The sequence below is a fragment of the Alkalicoccobacillus plakortidis genome (assembly GCF_023703085.1).
Taxonomy (GTDB): Bacteria; Bacillota; Bacilli; order Bacillales; family Bacillaceae_D; genus Alkalicoccobacillus; species Alkalicoccobacillus plakortidis.
This window is the reverse complement of record NZ_JAMQJY010000005.1, coordinates 81614-103424: the sequence shown is the minus strand read 5'-3', so window position 1 is coordinate 103424 and position 21811 is coordinate 81614. Positions and strand designations below refer to the sequence as shown.

Genomic DNA, 21811 nt, shown 5'->3' with positions numbered 1-21811 from the left:
ATGAGCAGCAACGTACGAGTACGATTTGCGCCAAGTCCAACGGGTCACCTTCACATCGGAGGCGCACGTTCGGCATTATTTAATTATTTGTTTGCACGTAATCAAGGAGGAAAATTCATCCTTCGTATTGAGGATACAGACCAAGCTCGTAATGTAGAACAGGCAAAAGAGAAGTTACTAGACAGCTTAAAATGGCTAGGAATGGATTGGGATGAAAGTATCGACATTGGTGGAGAATACGGACCTTACAGCAGTATGGAACGTGTTGATATCTACAAGGAATACGTTCAGACGCTACTTGATGAAGGAAAGGCGTACTACTGTTATATGACCTCAGAAGAGCTTGAAGCGGAGCGTGCTGCTCAATTAGCACGTGGTGAGGCACCTAAGTATAGTGGACGTGATCGTGACTTAACACCGGAACAGCGTCAGGCATACGAAAATAAGGGGCTTAAGCCAGTTGTTCGTTTCCGTGTTCCGCAAGGCCAAGTTGTGAAGATTGAAGACTCGGTCCGTGGAGATGTATCATTTGAAACAGATGGCATTGGTGACTTTGTTATCTCTCGTACAGACGGCGTTCCTATGTACAACTTTGCGGTTGTCATTGATGATTATTTGATGAAAATTTCGCATGTAATTCGTGCGGAAGAGCATCTATCTAATACTCCACGTCAGGCGTTGGTATTTGAAGCATTCGGTTGGACAAAGCCTAGATTTGCCCATGCTTCGCTTATCTTAAATCCAGACCGTCAAAAAATGAGTAAGCGTGATGAATCCATCATTCAGTTTGTAGAACAATACCAAGAGCTTGGTTACCTACCTGAAGCGCTTGTGAACTTCCTTGCGTTGCTCGGTTGGTCACCAGTAGGAGAAGAAGAGATTTTTACACTGGATGAATTATCTGAGCAGTTCAGCTTAGAACGTGTTTCAAAAGCTCCGGCTGTATTTGATACAGATAAGTTGGCATGGATGAATAACCAATACATTCAAGCCGCTCCTTTGGAAAAAGTCATTGATCTAGCTTTACCTCATTTAATTAAAGCTGGTCGTCTTGAAGAGGATCTAGACGAAACGCGCAAAGAGTGGGCAGGTAAGCTCATTGGGATGTATCAAGAACAGCTTCATTATGGCGCTGAAATCGTAGAGCTAACAGAACTGTTCTTTAAGCAGGAAATTGAGTATAATGAGGAAGCAAAGGCTGTATTAAATGAAGAGCAAGTGCCTGAGGTTCTGAATCACTTTGTTAGTGAGTTGGATTCTTTAGAGGATTTTTCAGCTCCACAAATTAAAGCTGCCATTAAAGCAACACAAAAAGCAACAGGACATAAAGGTAAGAAACTATTTATGCCAATACGTGTTGCTGCAACTGGACAAACGCATGGTCCTGAGTTGCCTGATACGATTGAATTATTGGGCAAAGCAACGATTTCTGCTCGTTTATCACAAGCAGCTTCATTAAACGGATAATAATTGCATATACACATCTTGTTGATTGGGAAGGGCAACCTTAGATTCGGTACCCAGAGAACGTCGCATTTGCTGAGAGCGACGTAACGGAATCGGTTGAACATGCACCCATGAGACTTTTTCTGAACCAGGACGACCTTTAGTAGGGAAAAGCGGATTGCGCCGTTACACGCTCATAAAGTTTGATAGCAGTTAATTGTTATCAAAAAAACAGAGTGGAACCGTGCTGTCTGCGCCTCTGTACATCATAGATGTACAGAGGCTTTTTTTATTGAGGAAAGGGGGGAGTGTAGGTATGGGGATTTTTAAAACGTTAATCAATGATGTGGATGTTGTGTTCAGTCAGGATCCAGCAGCACGAAGTCGAATGGAAGTCATTTTTACGTATTCAGGTGTTCATGCAATTTGGGCGCATCGATTGGCTCATGGATTTTGGAAATGGAAGCTCTATTTTCTAGCAAAGCTACTTGCCCAATTTAGCCGCTTTTTTACCGGCATCGAGATTCACCCGGCAGCGGTCATTGGACAACGTTTATTTATAGATCATGGTATGGGTGTTGTGATTGGTGAAACCTGTGAGATCGGTGATAATGTGACGATCTATCAAAATGTAACACTTGGTGGAACAGGTAAGGAAAAAGGAAAAAGGCATCCAACGGTGCGCGACGGGGTCATGATTTCAAGTGGAGCAAAGGTCCTTGGATCGTTTACAATTGGAGAGTATTCAAGAATCGGCGCTGGTTCTGTTGTGTTGAAGGAAGTACCTCCTAATTCAACGGTTGTAGGAATACCGGGCCGGATTGTCGTGAAGAATGGATGTAAAGTAGACCATGAACTAGATCATCATATTCTACCTGACCCAGTTGCAGATAAATTTAAACAATTAGAAGACGAATTGGCTAAATTAAAAAAAGAGCTTTACAATCAGAAAATACGTCACGATAAATAGGTAAGCTGATTATGCTAAGAGAACAACAAAACCAAGGGAGAAGATTGTATGGCGATTCAGATTTTAAATAGCTTAACCATGAAAAAAGAGCCCTTTGTTCCGATTGAGCAAGGTAAGGTTAAGATGTATGTATGTGGACCAACAGTCTACAATTATATTCACATTGGAAACGCCCGTCCGCCAATTGTCTATGATATGGTGCGCAGATACCTAGAGTATCGCGGATATGAAGTGTTATTTGTTTCTAACTTTACAGATGTAGATGACAAAATTATTCGTGCAGCTAATGAATTAGGCGAAGATGTGTTTGATGTAGCCAATCGTTTTATTGAAGCTTATCATCAAGATACATGTGCACTAGGAGTAAAACCAGCTGATAAACACCCAAGAGTGACAGAGACCATTCCAGACATAGTGGAGTTTATTGAAGTGCTTGAGAAAAAAGGCTATGCATATGCCTCTGGTGGAGATGTTTATTTCCGAACTAGAAAATTCAAAGATTATGGGAAGCTTTCCTCACAATCAATTGATGATTTAAAAAGTGGATCAAGAATTGAAGTAGATGAACGAAAAGAAGACCCACTTGATTTTGTTCTATGGAAGGCTGCTAAAGAAGGTGAAATCTCATGGGAGAGCCCTTGGGGTAATGGTCGACCAGGCTGGCATATTGAATGTTCGGCTATGGTAAAAAAATATTTAGGGGATACCATAGATATTCATGCAGGTGGACGAGATCTTGCGTTTCCACACCACGAGAATGAGATTGCACAGTCGGAAGCCTTGACAGATAAGCAAATGGCGAACTATTGGATGCATAATGGCTTCATTAATATTGATAATGAAAAGATGTCAAAATCACTCGGGAATTTTGTTTTAGCTCATGATATTATTCGACAGCATTCACCAGAAGTTGTTCGTTTCTTTATGCTGACGGCTCATTACCGCAGCCCAATTAATTTCAGCTCTGAACTACTTGAAGGAGCAAAAAATGGTCTGGAACGAATTAAAACAGCTCTTGCCTCAATGAAGCATAGGTTAAACGACTCGGCTGACTTCGGAGAGCAGGCAGGTTGGTTAGACAAAGTTGCAGAGCTACGCACACGTTTTATTGCAGAAATGGATGATGATTTTAATAGCGCAAACGGAATTTCCGTATTATTTGATGCTGCAAAGGAAGCGAATATTTACAGTCGTGAACGTCAAACATCTAAGGCTGTTTTAGAAGCATTTATCACATTATTTGATGAGCTTGGAGCAGTGCTTGGACTTGAGCTTCACCAGGAAACAGAGCTACTGGATGCAGAAGTTGATCAACTCATTGAAAAACGTAACCAAGCACGGGTCGAACGGAATTTTCAAGAAGCAGATGACATCCGAGATCAGCTAAAAGCTCAAGGTATATTGCTTGAAGATACGCCTCAGGGGGTACGTTGGAAGAGAGAAGCTCGCGCATGAAAATTATTAAACCAACAACGGATTTAAAGCAATTAAATGGTTTGGCTCTTGCTTATATGGGTGATGCGGTACTGGATATGTACGTGCGGTATTACCTGTTAGCGAAGGGCAAAGTAAAACCTCATGCACTGCATGTGGAGGCGACACAATATGTGTCAGCTAAGGCACAGGCGGAGATGGTGCATCGCTTGGAAGAGAATGGCGTGTTTACAGAGCAGGAGATGATGGTCATTAAGCGAGGACGTAATGCCAAGTCCGGTTCTGTGCCAAAAAATACAAATGTGACGACCTATCGTTATTCCACAGGCTTTGAGGCTTTACTTGGGTATTTATATGTTTCAAACGAATCAAACCGGTTAGATGAGATTATTCAAATGGCTTTAGGCGAATTTGAGAATAAACAAGAAGGAACTGAAGGAGGGGCACAAAATCATGAGTGATGAGTTTATTGCAGGGAAGAATCCCATTTTAGAAGCGCTCCGATCTGGTCATGCGATTCATAAAATTTGGATTGCGGAGGGCTCACAAAAAGGGTCAATGAGTAAGGTTATTCAAGTGGCGAAGGAAAAGAATATACTTGTCCAGACTGCACCTAAAAAGAAGCTGGAGTCGTTACTTGGTAGTGAGAATCATCAAGGCGTTGTGGCGTCAGTTGCAGCGTATGAGTATGCAGAGATTGATGATATCTTTGAGCGTGCAGCAGCAAAAAATGAGGAACCGTTTTTCTTGGTACTAGATGAGATTGAAGATCCACATAACCTTGGTTCGATCCTGCGTACTGCGGATGCATCAGGTGCACACGGAGTGATTATTCCGAAGCGACGTGCAGTTGGTCTGACCCAGACCGTTGCTAAGGCGTCTACAGGGGCAATTGAATACGTACCGGTTGTTAGGGTTACAAATATCGCACGTACGATGGACGAGTTGAAGAAGCGCGGGGTGTGGTTTGCAGGCACAGATGCCTCTGCAAGTGAAGATTATCGTGGCGCATCCTTTGATATGTCACTAGGGCTTGTTATAGGCAGTGAAGGAAAAGGAATGAGCCGTCTTGTTAAAGAGAAGTGTGATTTTCTTGTCTATATTCCTATGGTCGGTAAGGTTACCTCACTAAATGCATCTGTTGCTGCAAGTTTACTTATGTATGAGGTGCACCGCAAACGTACTCCTTTAGGAAGTCGATAACAATGAGAACCATTCTGCTGGTTGATGGTTATAATATTATTGGTGCATGGCCAAAGCTACGAGATTTAAAGGACCAAGACCTGGAACTGGCAAGAGATCTCTTAATTAGCAAGATGGCGGAGTACCAAGCATATTCAGGAGACGAAGTGACCGTTATTTTTGATGCACACATGGTCTCAGGTATAGGCAAGTCTTATAAAAATCATCGAGTTGAAGTCATTTACACACGGAAATTAGAGACAGCCGATGAACGTATTGAGCGATTAGTGCGGGAATTAAAGCGTGTGGATACAACCATTCACGTAGCTACTTCCGATTTTGCGGAGCAGTCTGTTATTTTCGGAAGCGGTGCGTTGAGAAAGTCAGCCAGAGAACTTTTGATAGAGACAGAAATGGCAACAAAAGGAATTGCAAAAATGGTCGAAACTGCCAAGAAACAACAAAAACCGACACATGCTTATCTTAGTGAGGAGCTAACTGAAATTTTTGAAAAATGGCGACGTGGTGAGAGATGAGAGGTTGACCTCCTGGAAAACTGTGCTATATAATACGTTTAAACATTAAGTTAGTGGCCTTGGCCGAGGGGGTATTATTGTGACTGCAGAGCTTCAGCTTGAACCAACTTTTACAAAGCCTGGTAACGGATTTGAACAGGCTGATGATAGCTTTCTCGTGGAACAAGTAAGACTCGGAAATACTCAGGCACTTGAATATCTAATTAACAAATATAAGAATTTTGTTCGTGCTAAGTCACGATCGTATTTTTTGATTGGCGCTGATCATGAAGATATTGTTCAAGAGGGAATGATAGGTCTGTATAAGGCTGTACGAGACTTTAATGGGGACAAGCTATCCTCCTTTAAGGCGTTCGCGGAGTTGTGTATCACACGGCAGATTATTACTGCTATTAAGACGGCTACCAGGCAAAAGCATATCCCCCTCAACTCCTATGTGTCTCTAGACAAACCTCTTTATGACGAGGAGTCAGATCGCACATTACTTGATGTCATTTGTGGAAATCGAGTGACGGATCCAGAAGAGCTTCTCATCAATCAAGAAGAGTTTGAAAATATTGAATTAAAAATGGGGGAAATCCTCAGTGAATTAGAACAGCAAGTCCTTCTGCTTTATCTAGATGGCAGAACCTATCAAGAGATTTCGTCTGATCTTAATCGTCATGTGAAATCAATCGATAATGCGCTGCAACGGGTGAAACGTAAGCTTGGAGCGTTACGTGGAATTAAAAGGTGTTACGCTATAGAATCAATAACGGTACAAGGCTTGGAGCAATGTGCCGTTTTTGCTTTGAAAATCATTAACCAAAGATTGACACAAATTTCTTGACATGCTAGTATCAAAGAGCATGTGTAATTATAATTGTTCTCTTTATTGATATAGACTGTTACTAATCTCTGTGAATAAGGAAACGACTTTTATAGCGTCTTTGTACTAAACCGCATTTGAATGAATGCAGCGGTTCTTTTTTTATTTTGAGGAATCTTGTCTTCGGAATGCGGCTGTTTAGATAGACTTGATCATGACCATAATTATATGGTGCTGGAGGTGTTCCCTTGGCCGGTAAATTAGGTAATTTCTTTCAAAGTGTTGCTCAAGAGATGAGAAGAGTCAGTTGGCCAACGCGCAAAGAACTCACACGTTACACACTAGTGGTTCTTGCAACCGTTGCGATTATGACTGTCTTTTTTGCAGTGGTAGATTTGGGAATTTCGGAATTAGTTCGCCTACTCTAGGAGTGCGGTCGTATTATTAGAGCATGAAATGAGTACTAGAAAGGAGGCGAATAGGACTAGCTGGTCCTAGCCACAATGGAGAAAAATTGGTATGTAGTTCATACGTATTCAGGTTATGAAAACAAGGTTAAAGCAAATCTTGAAAAGCGTGTGGAATCTATGGATATGGCAGATAAGATCTTTCGAGTGCTTGTTCCTGTTGAAGAAGAAACAGAAGTAAAAAATGGTAAGACAAAAACCGTAACCCGCAAAGTATTTCCTGGTTACGTGTTGGTAGAAATCATTATGACAGATGACTCTTGGTATGTTGTTCGTAATACACCTGGAGTAACTGGATTTGTCGGTTCTTCTGGCGTTGGTTCTAAACCAACGGCTCTTCTTCCTGATGAGGTTGAAAGTATCCTTAAGCAGATGGGCGTTGAACAACCACGAGCAGAAATTGATTTTGATATCAAAGAATCTGTGAAAGTGAAAGAAGGTCCCTTTGCGAATTTTGTTGGAACAATTGAAGAAATTCAAGTGGAAAAACAAAAGATTAAGGTTCATGTGAACATGTTTGGACGCGAGACTCCGGTTGAGCTTGATTATAACCAAGTAGAAAAGATTTAAAAAATGACTTGATATCTATCTGCGAAGGTGATAGAATTTTCATGTTTGATATGGTTTGATAACATGAGCCATCGGGTGCATGAATGCATCCGTTTTTTGAGTGGGAGGATGAAAATCATCCGGATAACCACATCACGGACTTAAGGAGGTGTGTCACGTGGCTAAAAAGGTAATTAAAATGGTTAAATTGCAAATCCCTGCTGGAAAGCGAATCCAAGCTCCACCGGTTGGTCCTGCATTGGGTCAAGCAGGTGTGAATATTATGGGTTTCTGTAAAGAATTTAACGCTCGTACTTCTGATCAAGCAGGTCTTATCATTCCTGTTGAGATTACAGTTTTTGAGGATCGTTCTTTTACGTTCATCACAAAAACTCCGCCTGCAGCGGTATTGCTTAAAAAAGCAGCTGGAATCGAGTCTGGTTCTGGAGAGCCGAACCGAAATAAAGTTGCAACTGTTAAGCGTGATAAAGTGCGCGAGATTGCTGAAACTAAGATGCCAGATCTCAACGCAGCGAATGTTGAATCCGCTATGCGTATGGTTGAAGGAACAGCTCGTAGCATGGGAATTACGATCGAAGATTAATTGTTCCGTTTACTGGAGGTTGCGATTGAGGGTTATTCCTCTTACCTGTTAGACAGGGCGCAACCTTCTGTAGTGGGAGGACTATCCGTTAAAACCACAATTGAGGAGGAAAAGAATCATGGCTAAAAAAGGTAAAAAGTATCAAGAAGCTCTAAAGCTGGTTGATAAGGATACTACGTATTCTCCAGCAGAAGCGATTGAACTTGTTAAGAAAACAGCAACAGCTAAATTTGACGAGTCTGTTGAAGTTGCTGTTCGTTTGGGTGTAGACCCGAAAAAAGCGGATCAACAAATCCGTGGAGCAGTTGTGCTTCCAAATGGTACAGGTAAAACACAACGCGTTCTAGTTTTTGCTAAAGGTGATAAAGCTAAAGAAGCTGAAGCTGCTGGTGCTGACTATGTTGGAGAAGAGGATTTCATCAACAAAATCAACCAAGGTTGGTTTGATTTTGATGTAATCGTAGCTACTCCAGACATGATGGCTCAAGTTGGTAAGCTTGGTCGTGTACTTGGACCAAAAGGCCTAATGCCAAACCCTAAAACAGGTACTGTTACATTTGATGTAACAAAAGCTGTTAACGAAATCAAAGCTGGTAAAGTAGAGTACCGTGTTGAAAAATCCGGTAACGTACACGTGCCAATCGGTAAGGTGTCATTTGAGGATGACAAACTTGTTGAGAACTTCAAGACAATCATTGATACATTGCTAAAAGCTAAGCCTAGTGCTGCTAAAGGTACGTATATGCGTAACGTAGCAATTGCATCTACAATGGGTCCTGGAATTCGCGTGAACGTTTCATCTCTTTCTAAATAAACGTTGACAACATGAGTGTTCATTCTGTATACTTCTTGAAGTGCGCAATGAATGCACAAACAAAATGATTATACCGTAGACAGCAGGGGCTTATTAGCTTAATATCCTGCCGAGGTAAGCGATAGATTCTTTTCATTAGAATCCATACGCCCTCATGTCTGCATGAGGGCTTTTTATATGCTTATGTGCGGTATAAACGTAAAAGACTAACAGGAGGTGTATGTATGAGTAAAGTAATTGATGCTAAGAAACAGGTTGTTTCTGATATCGCTACTAAGCTTCGTGAAAGCCAGTCAACAGTTGTTGTTGATTATCGTGGACTTTCCGTTTCTGAAGTAACGGAACTTCGTAAACAGTTGCGTGATGCTGGTGTTGAATTCAAAGTATACAAGAACTCAATGACTCGTCGTGCTACGGCTGAGACTGAACTTACTGCTCTTGATGAGCAGCTTGTAGGTCCTACTGCGATCGCATTCAGTAAAGAAGACGTTATTGCTCCTGCTAAGATTCTTAACGAATTCGCTAAGAAACATGAAGCGTTAGAAATCAAAGCTGGTGTAATTGAAGGTCAGGTTGCTTCTCTTGAGCAAATCAAGGCGTTGGCTGAGCTTCCATCTCGTGATGGACTTCTTTCTATGCTTCTTAGTGTGCTTCAAGCACCAGTTCGTAACTTTGCACTTGTTACTAAAGCAGTTGCAGAACAAAAGGAAGAGCAAGGCGCTTAATAGAGTTGCCTGCTAACTAATAACAAACAAAGGTGAAAAATCACCTATAAAACAAGGAGGATTTACAAATGACTAAAACGCATGAAGAAATCATTGGTGCAATCAAAGAAATGACAGTTCTTGAACTTAACGATCTAGTAAAAGCTATTGAAGAAGAATTCGGTGTTACTGCTGCTGCTCCTGTAGCTGCTGCAGGTGCTGGCGCTTGGCGAAGCTGCTGCTGAGCAAACTGAATTTGACGTAATTCTTGAATCTGCTGGTGGTTCTAAAATCAACGTAATCAAAGCAGTTCGTGAAGTAACTGGTCTTGGTCTTAAAGAAGCGAAAGCACTTGTTGATGGTGCTCCAGCTTCAATCAAAGAAGGCGTTTCTCAAGACGAAGCTAACGAAGTTAAAGCTAAGCTTGAAGAAGCAGGAGCTTCTGTTGAAGTTAAGTAATTAGTTGAATAAGAAAAGGCTCGCGCCATAGCGAGTCTTTTTTTGTCCATAGGTAAAACAGGATGGAGGGTTACGATGTCTGAACACTATTATTCAAACAAACCAAGTACACAAAGCGAGCAAAAGACGTGGACTGCCGATTTACGTGGTTACACAATGCGTCTGACTTCAGATAGGGGAGTTTTCTCGAAGCATGAAGTAGATTTTGGGAGCAGGACGCTGATCGAGCATTTTCAATTCCCTGAAATAGAGGGGGATCTACTTGATGTTGGCTGTGGATATGGGCCAATTGGATTAACTCTTGCAAGAGTTGACCCCGAACGAGTGGTGCATTTAATTGATGTCAATGAGCGGGCATGCACATTAGCGAGATTAAATGCAAGACAAAACCGAGTGGAAAATGCCGTGGTTTATGAGAGTGATGGGTTTGAACATGTACCGCATAATGAATATGCCGGTATTGTAACCAATCCACCAATACGCGCTGGTAAGGCGTTAGTTTTTTTAATTTATGAACAAGCATATGCCCATTTACAAACGGGTGGAGAGCTTTGGGTAGTGATTCAAAAGAAACAAGGAGCACCTTCAACGCTTGAAAAACTTGGTCAACTCTTTGATGAAGTAGAGATTGTGGAAAAAAACAAAGGATATTTTATTATTCGAGCAAGAAAAAATTGACTCATTATTTACCTTGTGGTATTATCATTTAATGCGTACAATTGCCTATTTTTCTAGTTGAAGTCGGTAAAATCGCTATTTTATAAGGAATACGACTAGATAAATTTGGTTATACTGCTATAATCAGTTTGCTCTGATTGTGGCATGATTGTAAAGTGAGGTCAGTTTTTTTGAACAATGGTCATTCAATCATCTTTTAGTAAGATTTTTGTTTGCCTTTTTTAGATACTATAACGCGAGATTTAAGGGGTGAATCAGTTGGCAGGACAACTAATTCAGTATGGACGTCACCGCCAGCGTAGAAGCTACGCGAGAATCAATGAGGTATTGGAACTTCCTAACTTGATTGAAATTCAGACAGCTTCCTACCAATGGTTTCTTGATGTAGGACTACGTGAGATGTTCCAGGACATTTCACCAATCCAAGATTTCACAGGTAACTTGGTTTTGGAATTTATTGACTACAGCCTGGGAGAACCGAAATATCCTGTAGAGGAGTCAAAAGAACGTGATGTAACGTTTGCTGCTCCTTTGCGTGTGAAGGTTCGTTTGATTAACAAAGAAACAGGTGAAGTTAAAGAGCAGGAAGTGTTTATGGGCGACTTCCCTCTTATGACAGATACCGGTACGTTTGTCATTAATGGAGCAGAGCGAGTAATTGTTTCGCAACTGGTTCGTTCCCCAAGCGTATATTACAGTCAAAAAACAGACAAAAACGGAAAAAAAGGGTTTACTGCTACTGTCATCCCGAACCGTGGAGCGTGGCTTGAGCTTGAAACGGATGCAAAGGATATTGTTTACGTCCGGATAGACCGCACAAGAAAAATACCAGTGACGGTTCTTTTGCGTGCTCTTGGATTCGGTTCGGATCAAGAGATGGTCGATCTTCTTGGAGAGAACGAGTATCTTCGTAATTCTCTTGAGAAAGACAACACAGACAGCACAGAAAAAGCATTACTAGAAATCTATGAGCGTTTACGCCCTGGTGAGCCGCCAACGGTTGAAAATGCGAAGAGTCTACTTGATTCTCGTTTCTTTGATCCGAAGCGTTATGACCTAGCGAATGTTGGACGCTACAAGATGAATAAAAAGCTTCATATAAAAAATCGTCTCTTTAACCAACGCATTGCTGAAACGTTAGTAGACCCAGAAACAGGAGAAATTTTAGCTGAAGAGGGTACAGTACTTGATCGTCGTACACTTGACCGTATTATTCCTTACTTAGAGAATAATGTTGGTTTCAAGAAAGTGTACACGTCTGGTGGCGTTATTGAGGACGAGGAGATTAATATCCAGTCTGTAAAAATCTATGCGCCGAGTGATCGCGAAGGTGAACAAGTAATAGATGTTATTGGTAACGGAATGGTAGAGCGTGATGTGAAGCATATCGCACCATCAGATATCATTTCAGCTATCAGCTATTTCTTTAACCTTTTACACGGTGTTGGCGATACAGATGATATTGATCACCTTGGAAACCGTCGTCTACGTTCAGTAGGGGAGCTCTTACAAAATCAGTTCCGTATTGGTCTATCTCGTATGGAGCGGGTTGTACGTGAGAGAATGTCGATCCAAGATCCAAATATGATTACTCCACAGGCGTTAATTAACATTCGTCCAGTAATCGCATCAATTAAAGAGTTCTTTGGTAGTTCTCAGCTTTCTCAGTTTATGGATCAAACAAATCCACTAGCTGAGCTGACACATAAACGTAGACTATCTGCACTCGGACCCGGTGGTTTAACAAGGGAGCGGGCTGGATTTGAAGTTCGTGACGTTCACTACTCTCACTATGGTCGTATGTGTCCGATTGAAACGCCAGAGGGACCAAACATTGGTCTAATTAACTCTTTATCTTCATATGCGAAGGTGAATGAGTTTGGCTTTATGGAGACTCCATACCGTCGGGTTGATCCTGAAACAGGTATGGTTACTAAACAAATTGATTATCTAACTGCGGATGAAGAGGATAACTATGTTGTCGCACAGGCGAATGCAAAGTTAACAGAAGATGGCGCATTTGTTGATGACAATATTATTGCTCGTTTCCGTGGAGAAAATACAGTTGTTGCTCGTGAACGTTTAGATTATATGGATGTATCGCCTAAGCAGGTTGTTTCTGCCGCGACTTCATGTATCCCGTTCCTAGAAAACGATGACTCCAACCGTGCCCTAATGGGTGCGAACATGCAGCGTCAAGCTGTTCCGCTTTTAGTACCTGAGTCTCCGATTGTTGGAACAGGTATGGAGCATGTGTCAGCAAGAGACTCTGGAGCTGCGGTTGTTTCCAAGTTCCGTGGAGAAGTTGAACGTGTAACGGCTAAGGAAATCTGGGTTCGTCGCATTGAAGAAGTTGACGGACAGGATGTAAAAGGTGACCTTGATAAATACCGTCTTCAAAAGTTCATTCGTTCTAACCAAGGAACAAGTTACAATCAACGTCCTATTGTTGCAGAGGGCGACATTGTTGATAAGCGTGAAATCCTTGCCGATGGTCCTTCCATGGAAAAAGGCGAAATGGCTCTAGGCCGTAACGTTATGGTTGGTTTCATGACATGGGAAGGTTACAACTATGAGGATGCGATCATTTTAAGTGAGCGCCTTGTAAAAGATGATGTGTATACATCGATTCACATTGAAGAATATGAATCTGATGCTAGAGATACAAAGCTTGGACCAGAGGAAATCACTCGTGATATTCCAAACGTTGGTGAAGATGCACTACGTAATCTGGATGAGCGCGGCATCATCCGTACCGGTGCAGAAGTTAAAGACGGTGATATTCTAGTTGGTAAGGTTACACCTAAGGGAGTAACGGAACTAACAGCTGAGGAACGTCTACTTCATGCAATCTTTGGTGAGAAGGCACGTGAAGTACGTGATACATCACTTCGTGCACCTCATGGTGGAGACGGTATTGTGCTTGATGTTAAGATCTTCAATCGTGAAGATGGAGATGAATTACCACCTGGTGTGAATCAGCTAGTACGTGTTTACATCGTACAAAAGCGTAAGATTCATGAAGGGGATAAAATGGCCGGTCGTCACGGAAACAAAGGGGTTATCTCGCGTATCCTTCCAGAGGAAGATATGCCGTACCTACCTGATGGCACACCAATTGACATCATGTTAAACCCACTAGGGGTACCTTCTCGTATGAACATCGGACAAGTGCTTGAGCTTCATTTAGGAATGGCTGCTCGTAAGCTTGGTATCCACGTTGCATCTCCAGTATTTGATGGAGCGCGTGAGGAAGATGTTTGGGGTACGCTTGAAGAAGCGGGCATGGCACGTGATGGTAAGACAGTGCTATATGATGGACGTACAGGTGAGCCGTTTGATAACCGTATCTCTGTAGGTATTATGTACATGATCAAACTTGCTCACATGGTTGATGATAAGTTGCACGCTCGTTCAACTGGACCTTATTCACTTGTTACGCAACAGCCATTGGGTGGTAAAGCTCAATTTGGTGGACAGCGTTTTGGTGAGATGGAGGTTTGGGCACTTGAGGCATATGGTGCTGCTTATACACTTCAGGAGATCCTGACAGTGAAATCAGATGACGTGGTTGGTCGTGTGAAAACATACGAAGCCATTGTAAAAGGTGAGAATGTTCCTGAACCAGGAGTACCTGAATCCTTTAAAGTTCTGATTAAAGAGCTTCAATCACTTGGTATGGACGTGAAAATGCTCTCTAGCAACGAAGAAGAGATTGAAATGAGAGAGCTTGATGATGAAGAAGAACAAGGAAACGATAAGCTGAATTTGAACTTTGAGCCAAGTGCTAAGGCGTAAAGAATAGTATGAGCAACCGGGAGATGTTAGACACTCTCCCTGTTGCTTTCATTTTCTGCTTTGTAAGTGTTGTTAGACAGAAAGAATTACAGATACGGAAATCAAAAGGGAGGTTAACCCCTTGCTAGATGTCAATAACTTCGAGTATATGAAAATAGGTCTCGCATCACCTAATAAGATTCGTTCGTGGTCTAGAGGTGAAGTGAAAAAACCGGAAACCATTAATTACCGTACACTAAAACCTGAGAAGGACGGTTTGTTCTGCGAGCGTATTTTTGGTCCTACAAAAGACTGGGAATGTCACTGTGGTAAATACAAACGTGTTCGTTATAAAGGTGTAGTATGTGATCGTTGTGGCGTTGAAGTCACTCGTGCTAAAGTTCGTCGTGAGCGTATGGGTCACATTGAACTTGCTGCTCCTGTATCTCACATTTGGTACTTCAAAGGAATCCCAAGTCGTATGGGCTTAGTTCTTGATATGTCTCCACGTTCGTTGGAAGAAGTCATTTACTTTGCATCGTATGTTGTAACGGATCCAGGTGATACACCTCTTGAAAAGAAACAACTGCTTTCTGAGAAAGAATATAGAGCATATTACGATAAATATGGTCGTGGTTTTACTGCGCAAATGGGTGCAGAAGCGATCCGTAAGCTTTTAGCTGATATTGATCTTCAAAAAGAAGTTGATTCACTAAAAGAAGAGCTACTTACTGCACAAGGTCAACGTCGTACTCGTGCAATTAAGCGTCTAGAAGTTCTTGAAGCATTCCGTCATTCTGGCAATGAGCCATCTTGGATGGTACTTGATGTGCTTCCGGTTATTCCACCTGAGCTTCGTCCAATGGTACAGCTTGATGGTGGTCGTTTTGCAACTTCTGACTTAAATGACTTGTATCGTCGAGTAATTAACCGTAATAACCGTTTGAAGCGTCTACTTGATCTTGGAGCACCGAATATCATTGTTCAAAATGAAAAACGTATGCTTCAGGAAGCAGTCGATGCCTTAATCGATAATGGTCGTCGTGGAAGACCTGTTACAGGACCGGGTAACCGTCCGTTAAAATCTCTTTCTCATATGCTTAAAGGGAAGCAAGGTCGTTTCCGTCAGAACTTACTTGGTAAGCGTGTTGACTACTCTGGTCGTTCGGTTATCGTTGTAGGACCACATTTGAAAATGTATCAGTGTGGACTTCCTAAGGAAATGGCACTTGAGCTATTTAAACCTTTTGTGATGAAAGAACTTGTAAGTAAAGGTCTTGCTCACAACATCAAGAGTGCAAAACGTAAGGTAGAACGTGTTCAGCCGGAAGTATGGGATGTACTTGAAGAAGTTATTCGTGAGCATCCAGTTTTACTAAACCGTGCACCAACACTTCACCGTCTTGGAATTCAAGCGTTTGAACCGATTCTTGTAGAAGGTCGTGCAATTAAGCTTCACCCACTCGTATGTACAGCATATAATGCTGACTTTGATGGTGACCAAATGGCTGTTCACGTACCACTATCTGCAGAAGCACAAGCTGAAGCACGTATTTTAATGCTTGCAGCACAGAACATCCTAAACCCGAAGGACGGTAAACCAGTTGTTACACCTTCACAGGATATGGTATTGGGTAACTATTACCTAACGCTAGAACGTGATGATGCTAAAGGACAAGGTTCAACTTTTAAAGATTCAAACGAAGCGATTATTGCTTATCAGAATGGGTATGTACATCTGCACACACGTGTAGCTGTGCCGGTTTCTTCTTTAGGTAAATCGAACTTTACTGAAGAGCAAGAAAAGATGCTGATTTTAACAACAGTCGGAAAATTGATTTTCAACGAAATTCTACCTGAGTCATTCCCTTACATGAATGAGCCGACTGATTACAATCTTAGCGTAGCAACTCCATCTAAATACCTTGTGCCGAGTTCTACAGATGTGAAAAAGGAGCTAACTGAGCGTGAAGTAATCCTTCCGTTTAAAAAAGGCTTCCTAGGAAACATCATTGCTGAGGTATTCAAGAAGTTTAAGATTACTGAAACCTCTAAGATGCTTGACCGTATGAAGGATCTTGGATTTAAGTACTCTACTAAAGCAGGTATCACTGTAGGGGTAGCGGATATCGTTGTTCTTGCAGAGAAAAAAGTTATTCTTGCTGAAGCAGAGGAAAAGGTTGAACGTATCCTTAAACAATTCCGTCGTGGTCTAATCACGGAGGAAGAGCGTTATGATCGTGTTATCTCTATCTGGAGTGAAGCGAAAGATGTTATCCAGAATAAGCTTATGGGTACATTAGATCGCAGTAACCCAATCTTCATGATGAGTGATTCAGGAGCTCGTGGTAACGCATCTAACTTTACGCAGCTTGCGGGTATGCGTGGACTGATGGCGAATCCATCAGGACGTATCATTGAACTTCCGATCAAATCAAGTTTCCGTGAAGGTTTAACAGTACTCGAGTACTTTATCTCTACTCACGGTGCACGTAAGGGTCTTGCGGATACAGCACTTAAGACCGCTGACTCAGGTTACCTGACTCGTCGTCTAGTAGACGTAGCACAGGATGTTATCGTACGTGAAGATGATTGTGGTACCGACCGTGGACTTCAGGTTCAAGCAATTAAAGAAGGAAATGAAGTTATTGAAGGTTTATATGACCGTCTAGTTGGTCGTGTGGCCTTTAAAACAGTCCGTCATCCAGAATCAAATGATGTTCTTATCGGTAAAAACGGGCTAATTGGTGAAGATACAGCGAAAACAATTGTTGATGCTGGTGTTGAAGCTGTTACCATTCGTTCAGTATTCACATGTAATACACGCCATGGTGTGTGTAAGAAGTGTTACGGACGTAACCTGGCAACAGGAAGCGACGTTGAAGTGGGAGAAGCAGTTGGAATCATCGCTGCCCAATCCATTGGTGAGCCAGGAACACAGCTTACGATGCGTACATTCCACACAGGTGGTGTAGCAGGGGACGATATCACACAAGGTCTTCCGCGTATCCAAGAGCTATTTGAAGCTCGTAATCCAAAAGGTCAAGCGGTTATCTCTGAAGTTGATGGTGAAATTATCGACTTTAAAGATGGAGACAAACGTGAGATTACAGTGAAAAGTGAGCTTGAAACAAAAGCATACGCGATTCCTTATGGTGCTCGAATCAGAGTTTCAGTAGGAGATCATGTTGTCGCTGGTGAAAGCATTACTGAAGGTTCGGTTGATCCAAAAGAGCTTCTGAAGGTTAAAGGTATGAATGGAGTACAGGAATATCTTCTTAAAGAAGTTCAGAAGGTATACCGTATGCAAGGGGTAGAAATTGGAGACAAACACGTTGAGGTTATGGTTCGCCAAATGCTTCGTAAGATCCGTGTGACTGATTCCGGAGATACCAAAGTACTTCCTGGTGCATTAATCGAAATCCAGAAGTTTAATGATGAGAATACAAGTGTTCTTATCAACGGAGAAAACCCAGCTACTGGACGTCCGGTTCTTCTTGGTATTACCAAAGCGTCTCTTGAGACAGACTCATTCTTATCAGCTGCATCATTCCAAGAAACAACTCGTGTTCTTACGGATGCTGCAATCAAAGGTAAACGTGATGAGTTACTTGGACTTAAGGAGAATGTTATTATTGGTAAGCTGATTCCGGCCGGTACTGGAATGCAACGTTACCGTAACTTGAGCATTCATTCTGAGCATACAAAGCAGACGCCTGAAGAACAGGCAGAAGCAATGCTTGAAGAAATGATCACACAAGAATAAAAAAAGCACTATAGGTGGTTGACACGCATATATCCGGGTGTTAAGATATCAAAGTGTGCCTGAAGACCTGTTGCTTTGGAGGATATCGTATGTCTTATGAAAAAGTAGAACAGGGATCAAACCCATTCGTTGGTGTGAAACAGACACTTAAAGCGCTCGACAACGATCTTGTTAGTGAGCTTGTTATTGCCAGTGATGCTGATAGTAGAATTGTCAGTCAGGCTGAGCTTAAAGCTCAGACAAAGCGCATTCCGATTGTATATGTCGATTCAATGAGGAAGCTTGGAAAAGCTTGCGGAATTGATGTCGGCGCAGCCACTGTAGCGTTAAGGAAGTAATATAATGTTTTTGCCGATCGGTGTCGTCCGTTTGGCAAAAACATTACTTTTGCCTAAACATGAACCACCAGGATCAGTGGTCTTATTTTAGAGGGAAGGGGGATCATCATGCCTACTATTAATCAGTTAATCCGTAAAGGCCGTGAAAGCAAAGGGAAGAAATCAGATTCTCCAAGCGCTTAACAAAGGATTTAACAGTTTCAAAAAGTCCCAAACAAACGTATCTTCACCACAAAAACGTGGAGTATGCACACGTGTTGGTACTATGACTCCGAAGAAGCCGAACTCGGCCCTTCGTAAATATGCGCGTGTTCGTTTGACTAACGGAATTGAAGTTACAGCTTACATTCCAGGTATCGGACACAACCTACAAGAGCACAGTGTAGTACTTATTCGTGGCGGACGTGTGAAGGATTTACCAGGGGTACGTTATCACATCGTTCGTGGCGCACTTGATACGGCTTGGCGTTCAAAACCGTATGCAAGGTCGTTCGAAATATGGTACGAAAAAGCCAAAAGAAAAGAAATAATTTATTAAATCACCTATTATTCGAAAGGAGGGGAAACTATGCCTCGTAAAGGTCCAGTCCCACGTCGTGACGTATTACCAGATCCGATCTACAATTCTAAGCTTGTAACCCGTTTAATTAACCGTATTATGGTTGACGGAAAGAGAGGAATTGCTCAAACGATTCTTTATAATGCGTTTGATACAGTGAAAGAACGTAGCGGAAACGATCCTATGGAAGTATTTGACCAAGCGCTTAAAAACATCATGCCAGTTCTTGAAGTTAAAGCCCGCCGTGTTGGTGGTACAAACTATCAAGTACCGATTGAAGTAAAGCCTGAGCGTCGTACAACTTTAGGTCTACGCTTGGTTGGTAAACTATGCACGTCTACGCGGTGAGAAAACCATGGAAGAGCGTCTTGCTAACGAAATTCTTGATGCTGCTAACAACACTGGTTCTTCTGTTAAGAAACGCGAAGATACGCATAAAATGGCTGAAGCAAACAAAGCATTTGCTCACTATCGCTGGTAAGATCGTAAACAAAATAAAGGTGTTTCAAAAAGCAGGATTAAAGAGCACAGCTATTTAACCTGACTTTTTGTACATCATCTAACCGTTGAGGAAGGAGAAATACACTATGGCAAGAGAGTTCTCCTTAAAAGATACGCGTAATATCGGGATCATGGCACACATTGATGCCGGTAAAACAACTGCAACTGAACGTATCCTGTTTTACACAGGTCGTGTTCATAAAATCGGTGAAACTCACGAAGGTGCTTCTCAAATGGACTGGATGGCGCAAGAGCAAGAGCGTGGAATTACAATCACGTCTGCTGCGACAACAGCTCAATGGAAAGGCCATCGTATTAACATCATCGATACACCAGGACACGTAGACTTCACTGTTGAAGTTGAACGTTCACTTCGCGTATTGGATGGAGCTGTTGCGGTACTAGATGCACAATCAGGTGTTGAACCGCAAACAGAGACTGTATGGCGTCAAGCAACAACATATGGTGTTCCCCGTGTAGTATTCGTTAACAAAATGGATAAAACAGGCGCGGACTTCATGTATTCTGTTGGAACATTGCGTGATCGTTTGCAAGCAAACGCACACCCAATTCAGCTACCAATCGGTGCGGAAGATGATTTCACTGGAATCATTGACCTAATCGAAATGGAAGCACACATCTACAAAGATGACCTTGGTAAGGAATGGGAAACAACTGAAATTCCTGCTGAGTATAAAGAACAAGCTGAGAAACTTAACGAATCATTAATCGAAGCTGTTGCTGAGCTTGATGAAGACTTAACAATGAAATATCTTGAGGGTGAAGAGATTTCAAAAGAAGAACTCAAAGCAGCGATCCGTAAAGGAACGTGTAACGTTGAATTCTATCCTGTAATCTGTGGATCTGCATTTAAGAACAAAGGTGTTCAGCTTATGCTAGACGCGGTTCTTGCTTATCTACCATCACCACTTGACGTTCGTGCTATCACGGGACATGTGCCTGATTCTGAAGAAGAAATCACACGTGAGCCTGGTGATGACCAGCCGTTCTCTGCACTTGCTTTTAAAGTAATGACGGATCCTTATGTTGGTAAACTAACATTCTTCCGTGTTTACTCTGGTACGCTTGACTCTGGTTCTTATGTTCGTAACTCAACAAAAGACAAGCGTGAGCGTGTAGGACGTATCCTACAAATGCACGCAAACTCACGTGAGGAAATCTCTACGGTTTACTCTGGTGATATTGCTGCTGCTGTAGGTCTTAAAGATACGACTACTGGTGATACACTTTGTGATGAGAAGAACCTTGTTATCTTAGAATCAATGGACTTCCCAGAACCAGTTATTCACCTTTCAGTTGAGCCTAAGTCTAAAGCTGACCAAGATAAAATGGGTATGGCATTAGCTAAGCTTGCTGAAGAAGATCCAACATTCAAAACGCATACGGATGAAGAAACGGGTCAAACGATCATTGGTGGTATGGGTGAACTTCACCTTGATATCATTGTTGACCGTATGAGACGCGAATTCAAAGTTGAAGCGAATGTTGGTGCACCTCAAGTTTCATATCGTGAGACAATTCGTCAAGCTGCACAGGTTGAAGGTAAATTCGTTCGTCAATCTGGTGGACGTGGACAGTTTGGTCACGTATGGATTGAGTTCTCTCCTAACGAAGAGGGCGCAGGCTTTGAATTTGAGAACGGAATTGTTGGTGGGGTTGTTCCTCGTGAATACGTACCAGCGGTTCAAGCAGGTATTGAAGAAGCACTTGATAACGGTATGATTGCTGGCTTCCCTTTAATCGACATTAAAGCTCGTCTTTATGATGGTTCTTACCATGACGTCGATTCCAATGAGATGGCCTTTAAGATTGCTGCATCAATGGCTTTGAAAAATGCCAAAACCAAGTGTAACCCGGTTCTTCTTGAGCCACTTATGAAGGTAGAGATTGTTGTACCTGAAGAGTACATGGGTGACATTATGGGAGATGTAACAGCTCGTCGTGGACGCGTTGAAGGAATGGAAGCACGCGGTAACGCACAAACTGTTAAAGCGTTTGTACCTCTTGCAGAAATGTTTGGGTATGCAACATCTCTTCGTTCACGTACACAAGGTCGCGGTACGTACTCAATGTTCTTTGATCATTATGAAGAAGTACCGAAGAGTGTGGCAGCTGAGATTATTAAGAAACAAACAGGAGAGTAACCTTTCCGGATTGTTTCTAGAAGTATTTTGTTGTAAGCTAAGGATGATGTACAA

Annotated in this window: 16 protein-coding genes, 4 pseudogenes and 1 other annotated feature; all 20 genes and pseudogenes read left to right on the top strand. The window is 42.1% G+C overall.

The annotated features are described in order from the left end of the window. Complete coding sequence (gene gltX, locus NDM98_RS21205) at positions 1-1467, top strand: glutamate--tRNA ligase (RefSeq protein ID WP_251611507.1); 1467 nt, start codon at positions 1-3, stop codon at positions 1465-1467. 301 nt (positions 1468-1768) lie between these two features. After that, a complete protein-coding gene (gene cysE / locus NDM98_RS21200) occupies positions 1769-2416 on the top strand; it encodes a serine O-acetyltransferase (protein ID WP_251611536.1) in 648 nt (215 codons plus the stop codon). 48 nt (positions 2417-2464) lie between these two features. Beyond that, entirely contained in the window at positions 2465-3871 is a 1407-nt protein-coding gene (gene cysS / locus NDM98_RS21195; protein WP_251611506.1) for a cysteine--tRNA ligase, read from the top strand. Continuing rightward, positions 3868-4311 carry a Mini-ribonuclease 3 gene (locus NDM98_RS21190; RefSeq protein WP_251611505.1) on the top strand — a complete coding sequence of 148 codons (444 nt, stop codon included), beginning with the start codon at positions 3868-3870 and terminating at the stop codon, positions 4309-4311. Before cysS ends, NDM98_RS21190 begins: the two co-directional genes overlap by 4 nt. Beyond that, a complete protein-coding gene (gene rlmB, locus NDM98_RS21185) occupies positions 4304-5053 on the top strand; it encodes a 23S rRNA (guanosine(2251)-2'-O)-methyltransferase RlmB (RefSeq protein ID WP_251611504.1) in 750 nt (249 codons plus the stop codon). The genes NDM98_RS21190 and rlmB overlap by 8 nt, the downstream gene beginning before the upstream one ends. A 2-nt stretch (positions 5054-5055) precedes the next feature. Next, entirely contained in the window at positions 5056-5568 is a 513-nt protein-coding gene (locus tag NDM98_RS21180; protein ID WP_251611503.1) for an NYN domain-containing protein, read from the top strand. Between the two features lie 157 nt (positions 5569-5725). Next, positions 5726-6314, top strand: a pseudogene (sigH, locus tag NDM98_RS21175) (RNA polymerase sporulation sigma factor SigH). 310 nt (positions 6315-6624) lie between these two features. Further along, positions 6625-6804, top strand: a complete 180-nt coding sequence (gene secE, locus NDM98_RS21170) for a preprotein translocase subunit SecE (RefSeq protein WP_285804105.1) — start codon at positions 6625-6627, stop codon at positions 6802-6804. A 75-nt stretch (positions 6805-6879) separates the two neighbouring features. Continuing rightward, positions 6880-7413: a transcription termination/antitermination protein NusG gene (gene nusG / locus NDM98_RS21165; protein WP_251611502.1), complete on the top strand. Its 534-nt coding sequence runs from the start codon at positions 6880-6882 to the stop codon at positions 7411-7413. Positions 7414-7570: 157 nt separating this feature from the next. Continuing rightward, positions 7571-7996 (top strand): 50S ribosomal protein L11, encoded by a 426-nt coding sequence (gene rplK / locus NDM98_RS21160; RefSeq protein ID WP_251611501.1) that lies wholly within the window; start codon positions 7571-7573, stop codon positions 7994-7996. 118 nt (positions 7997-8114) lie between these two features. Then, positions 8115-8810: a 50S ribosomal protein L1 gene (rplA, locus tag NDM98_RS21155; protein WP_251611500.1), complete on the top strand. Its 696-nt coding sequence runs from the start codon at positions 8115-8117 to the stop codon at positions 8808-8810. A 55-nt stretch (positions 8811-8865) separates the two neighbouring features. Beyond that, positions 8866-8995, top strand: a sequence feature (ribosomal protein L10 leader region). Positions 8996-9034: 39 nt separating this feature from the next. Then, positions 9035-9535, top strand: a complete 501-nt coding sequence (gene rplJ / locus NDM98_RS21150; protein ID WP_251611499.1) for a 50S ribosomal protein L10 — start codon at positions 9035-9037, stop codon at positions 9533-9535. A gap of 68 nt (positions 9536-9603) precedes the next feature. Beyond that, positions 9604-9973, top strand: a pseudogene (rplL, locus tag NDM98_RS21145) (50S ribosomal protein L7/L12). A 75-nt stretch (positions 9974-10048) separates the two neighbouring features. Then, on the top strand, positions 10049-10651 hold the full coding sequence (locus tag NDM98_RS21140; RefSeq protein ID WP_251611498.1) for a class I SAM-dependent methyltransferase: 603 nt from the start codon (positions 10049-10051) through the stop codon (positions 10649-10651). Positions 10652-10909: 258 nt separating this feature from the next. Beyond that, complete coding sequence (gene rpoB, locus NDM98_RS21135) at positions 10910-14449, top strand: DNA-directed RNA polymerase subunit beta (RefSeq protein ID WP_251611497.1); 3540 nt, start codon at positions 10910-10912, stop codon at positions 14447-14449. Between the two features lie 121 nt (positions 14450-14570). Further along, entirely contained in the window at positions 14571-18194 is a 3624-nt protein-coding gene (rpoC, locus tag NDM98_RS21130; RefSeq protein ID WP_251611496.1) for a DNA-directed RNA polymerase subunit beta', read from the top strand. A gap of 89 nt (positions 18195-18283) precedes the next feature. After that, positions 18284-18532 carry a 50S ribosomal protein L7ae-like protein gene (locus NDM98_RS21125; protein ID WP_251611495.1) on the top strand — a complete coding sequence of 83 codons (249 nt, stop codon included), beginning with the start codon at positions 18284-18286 and terminating at the stop codon, positions 18530-18532. Between the two features lie 108 nt (positions 18533-18640). Continuing rightward, positions 18641-19062: pseudogene (gene rpsL / locus NDM98_RS21120) on the top strand (30S ribosomal protein S12). A 38-nt stretch (positions 19063-19100) separates the two neighbouring features. Next, positions 19101-19572 (top strand): annotated as a pseudogene (gene rpsG / locus NDM98_RS21115) (30S ribosomal protein S7). A 106-nt stretch (positions 19573-19678) separates the two neighbouring features. After that, a complete protein-coding gene (fusA, locus tag NDM98_RS21110) occupies positions 19679-21757 on the top strand; it encodes an elongation factor G (protein WP_251611494.1) in 2079 nt (692 codons plus the stop codon). Positions 21758-21811: the final 54 nt, after the last annotated feature.

Coding starts and splice junctions, on each gene's coding strand:
- NDM98_RS21190 (WP_251611505.1), top strand. CDS start 3,868: ATGAAAATTATTAAACCAACAACGGATTTAAAGCAATTAAATGGTTTG.
- NDM98_RS21140 (WP_251611498.1), top strand. CDS start 10,049: ATGTCTGAACACTATTATTCAAACAAACCAAGTACACAAAGCGAGCAA.
- rlmB (WP_251611504.1), top strand. CDS start 4,304: ATGAGTGATGAGTTTATTGCAGGGAAGAATCCCATTTTAGAAGCGCTC.
- cysS (WP_251611506.1), top strand. CDS start 2,465: ATGGCGATTCAGATTTTAAATAGCTTAACCATGAAAAAAGAGCCCTTT.
- gltX (WP_251611507.1), top strand. CDS start 1: ATGAGCAGCAACGTACGAGTACGATTTGCGCCAAGTCCAACGGGTCAC.
- fusA (WP_251611494.1), top strand. CDS start 19,679: ATGGCAAGAGAGTTCTCCTTAAAAGATACGCGTAATATCGGGATCATG.
- NDM98_RS21125 (WP_251611495.1), top strand. CDS start 18,284: ATGTCTTATGAAAAAGTAGAACAGGGATCAAACCCATTCGTTGGTGTG.
- NDM98_RS21180 (WP_251611503.1), top strand. CDS start 5,056: ATGAGAACCATTCTGCTGGTTGATGGTTATAATATTATTGGTGCATGG.
- rplJ (WP_251611499.1), top strand. CDS start 9,035: ATGAGTAAAGTAATTGATGCTAAGAAACAGGTTGTTTCTGATATCGCT.
- rplA (WP_251611500.1), top strand. CDS start 8,115: ATGGCTAAAAAAGGTAAAAAGTATCAAGAAGCTCTAAAGCTGGTTGAT.
- nusG (WP_251611502.1), top strand. CDS start 6,880: ATGGAGAAAAATTGGTATGTAGTTCATACGTATTCAGGTTATGAAAAC.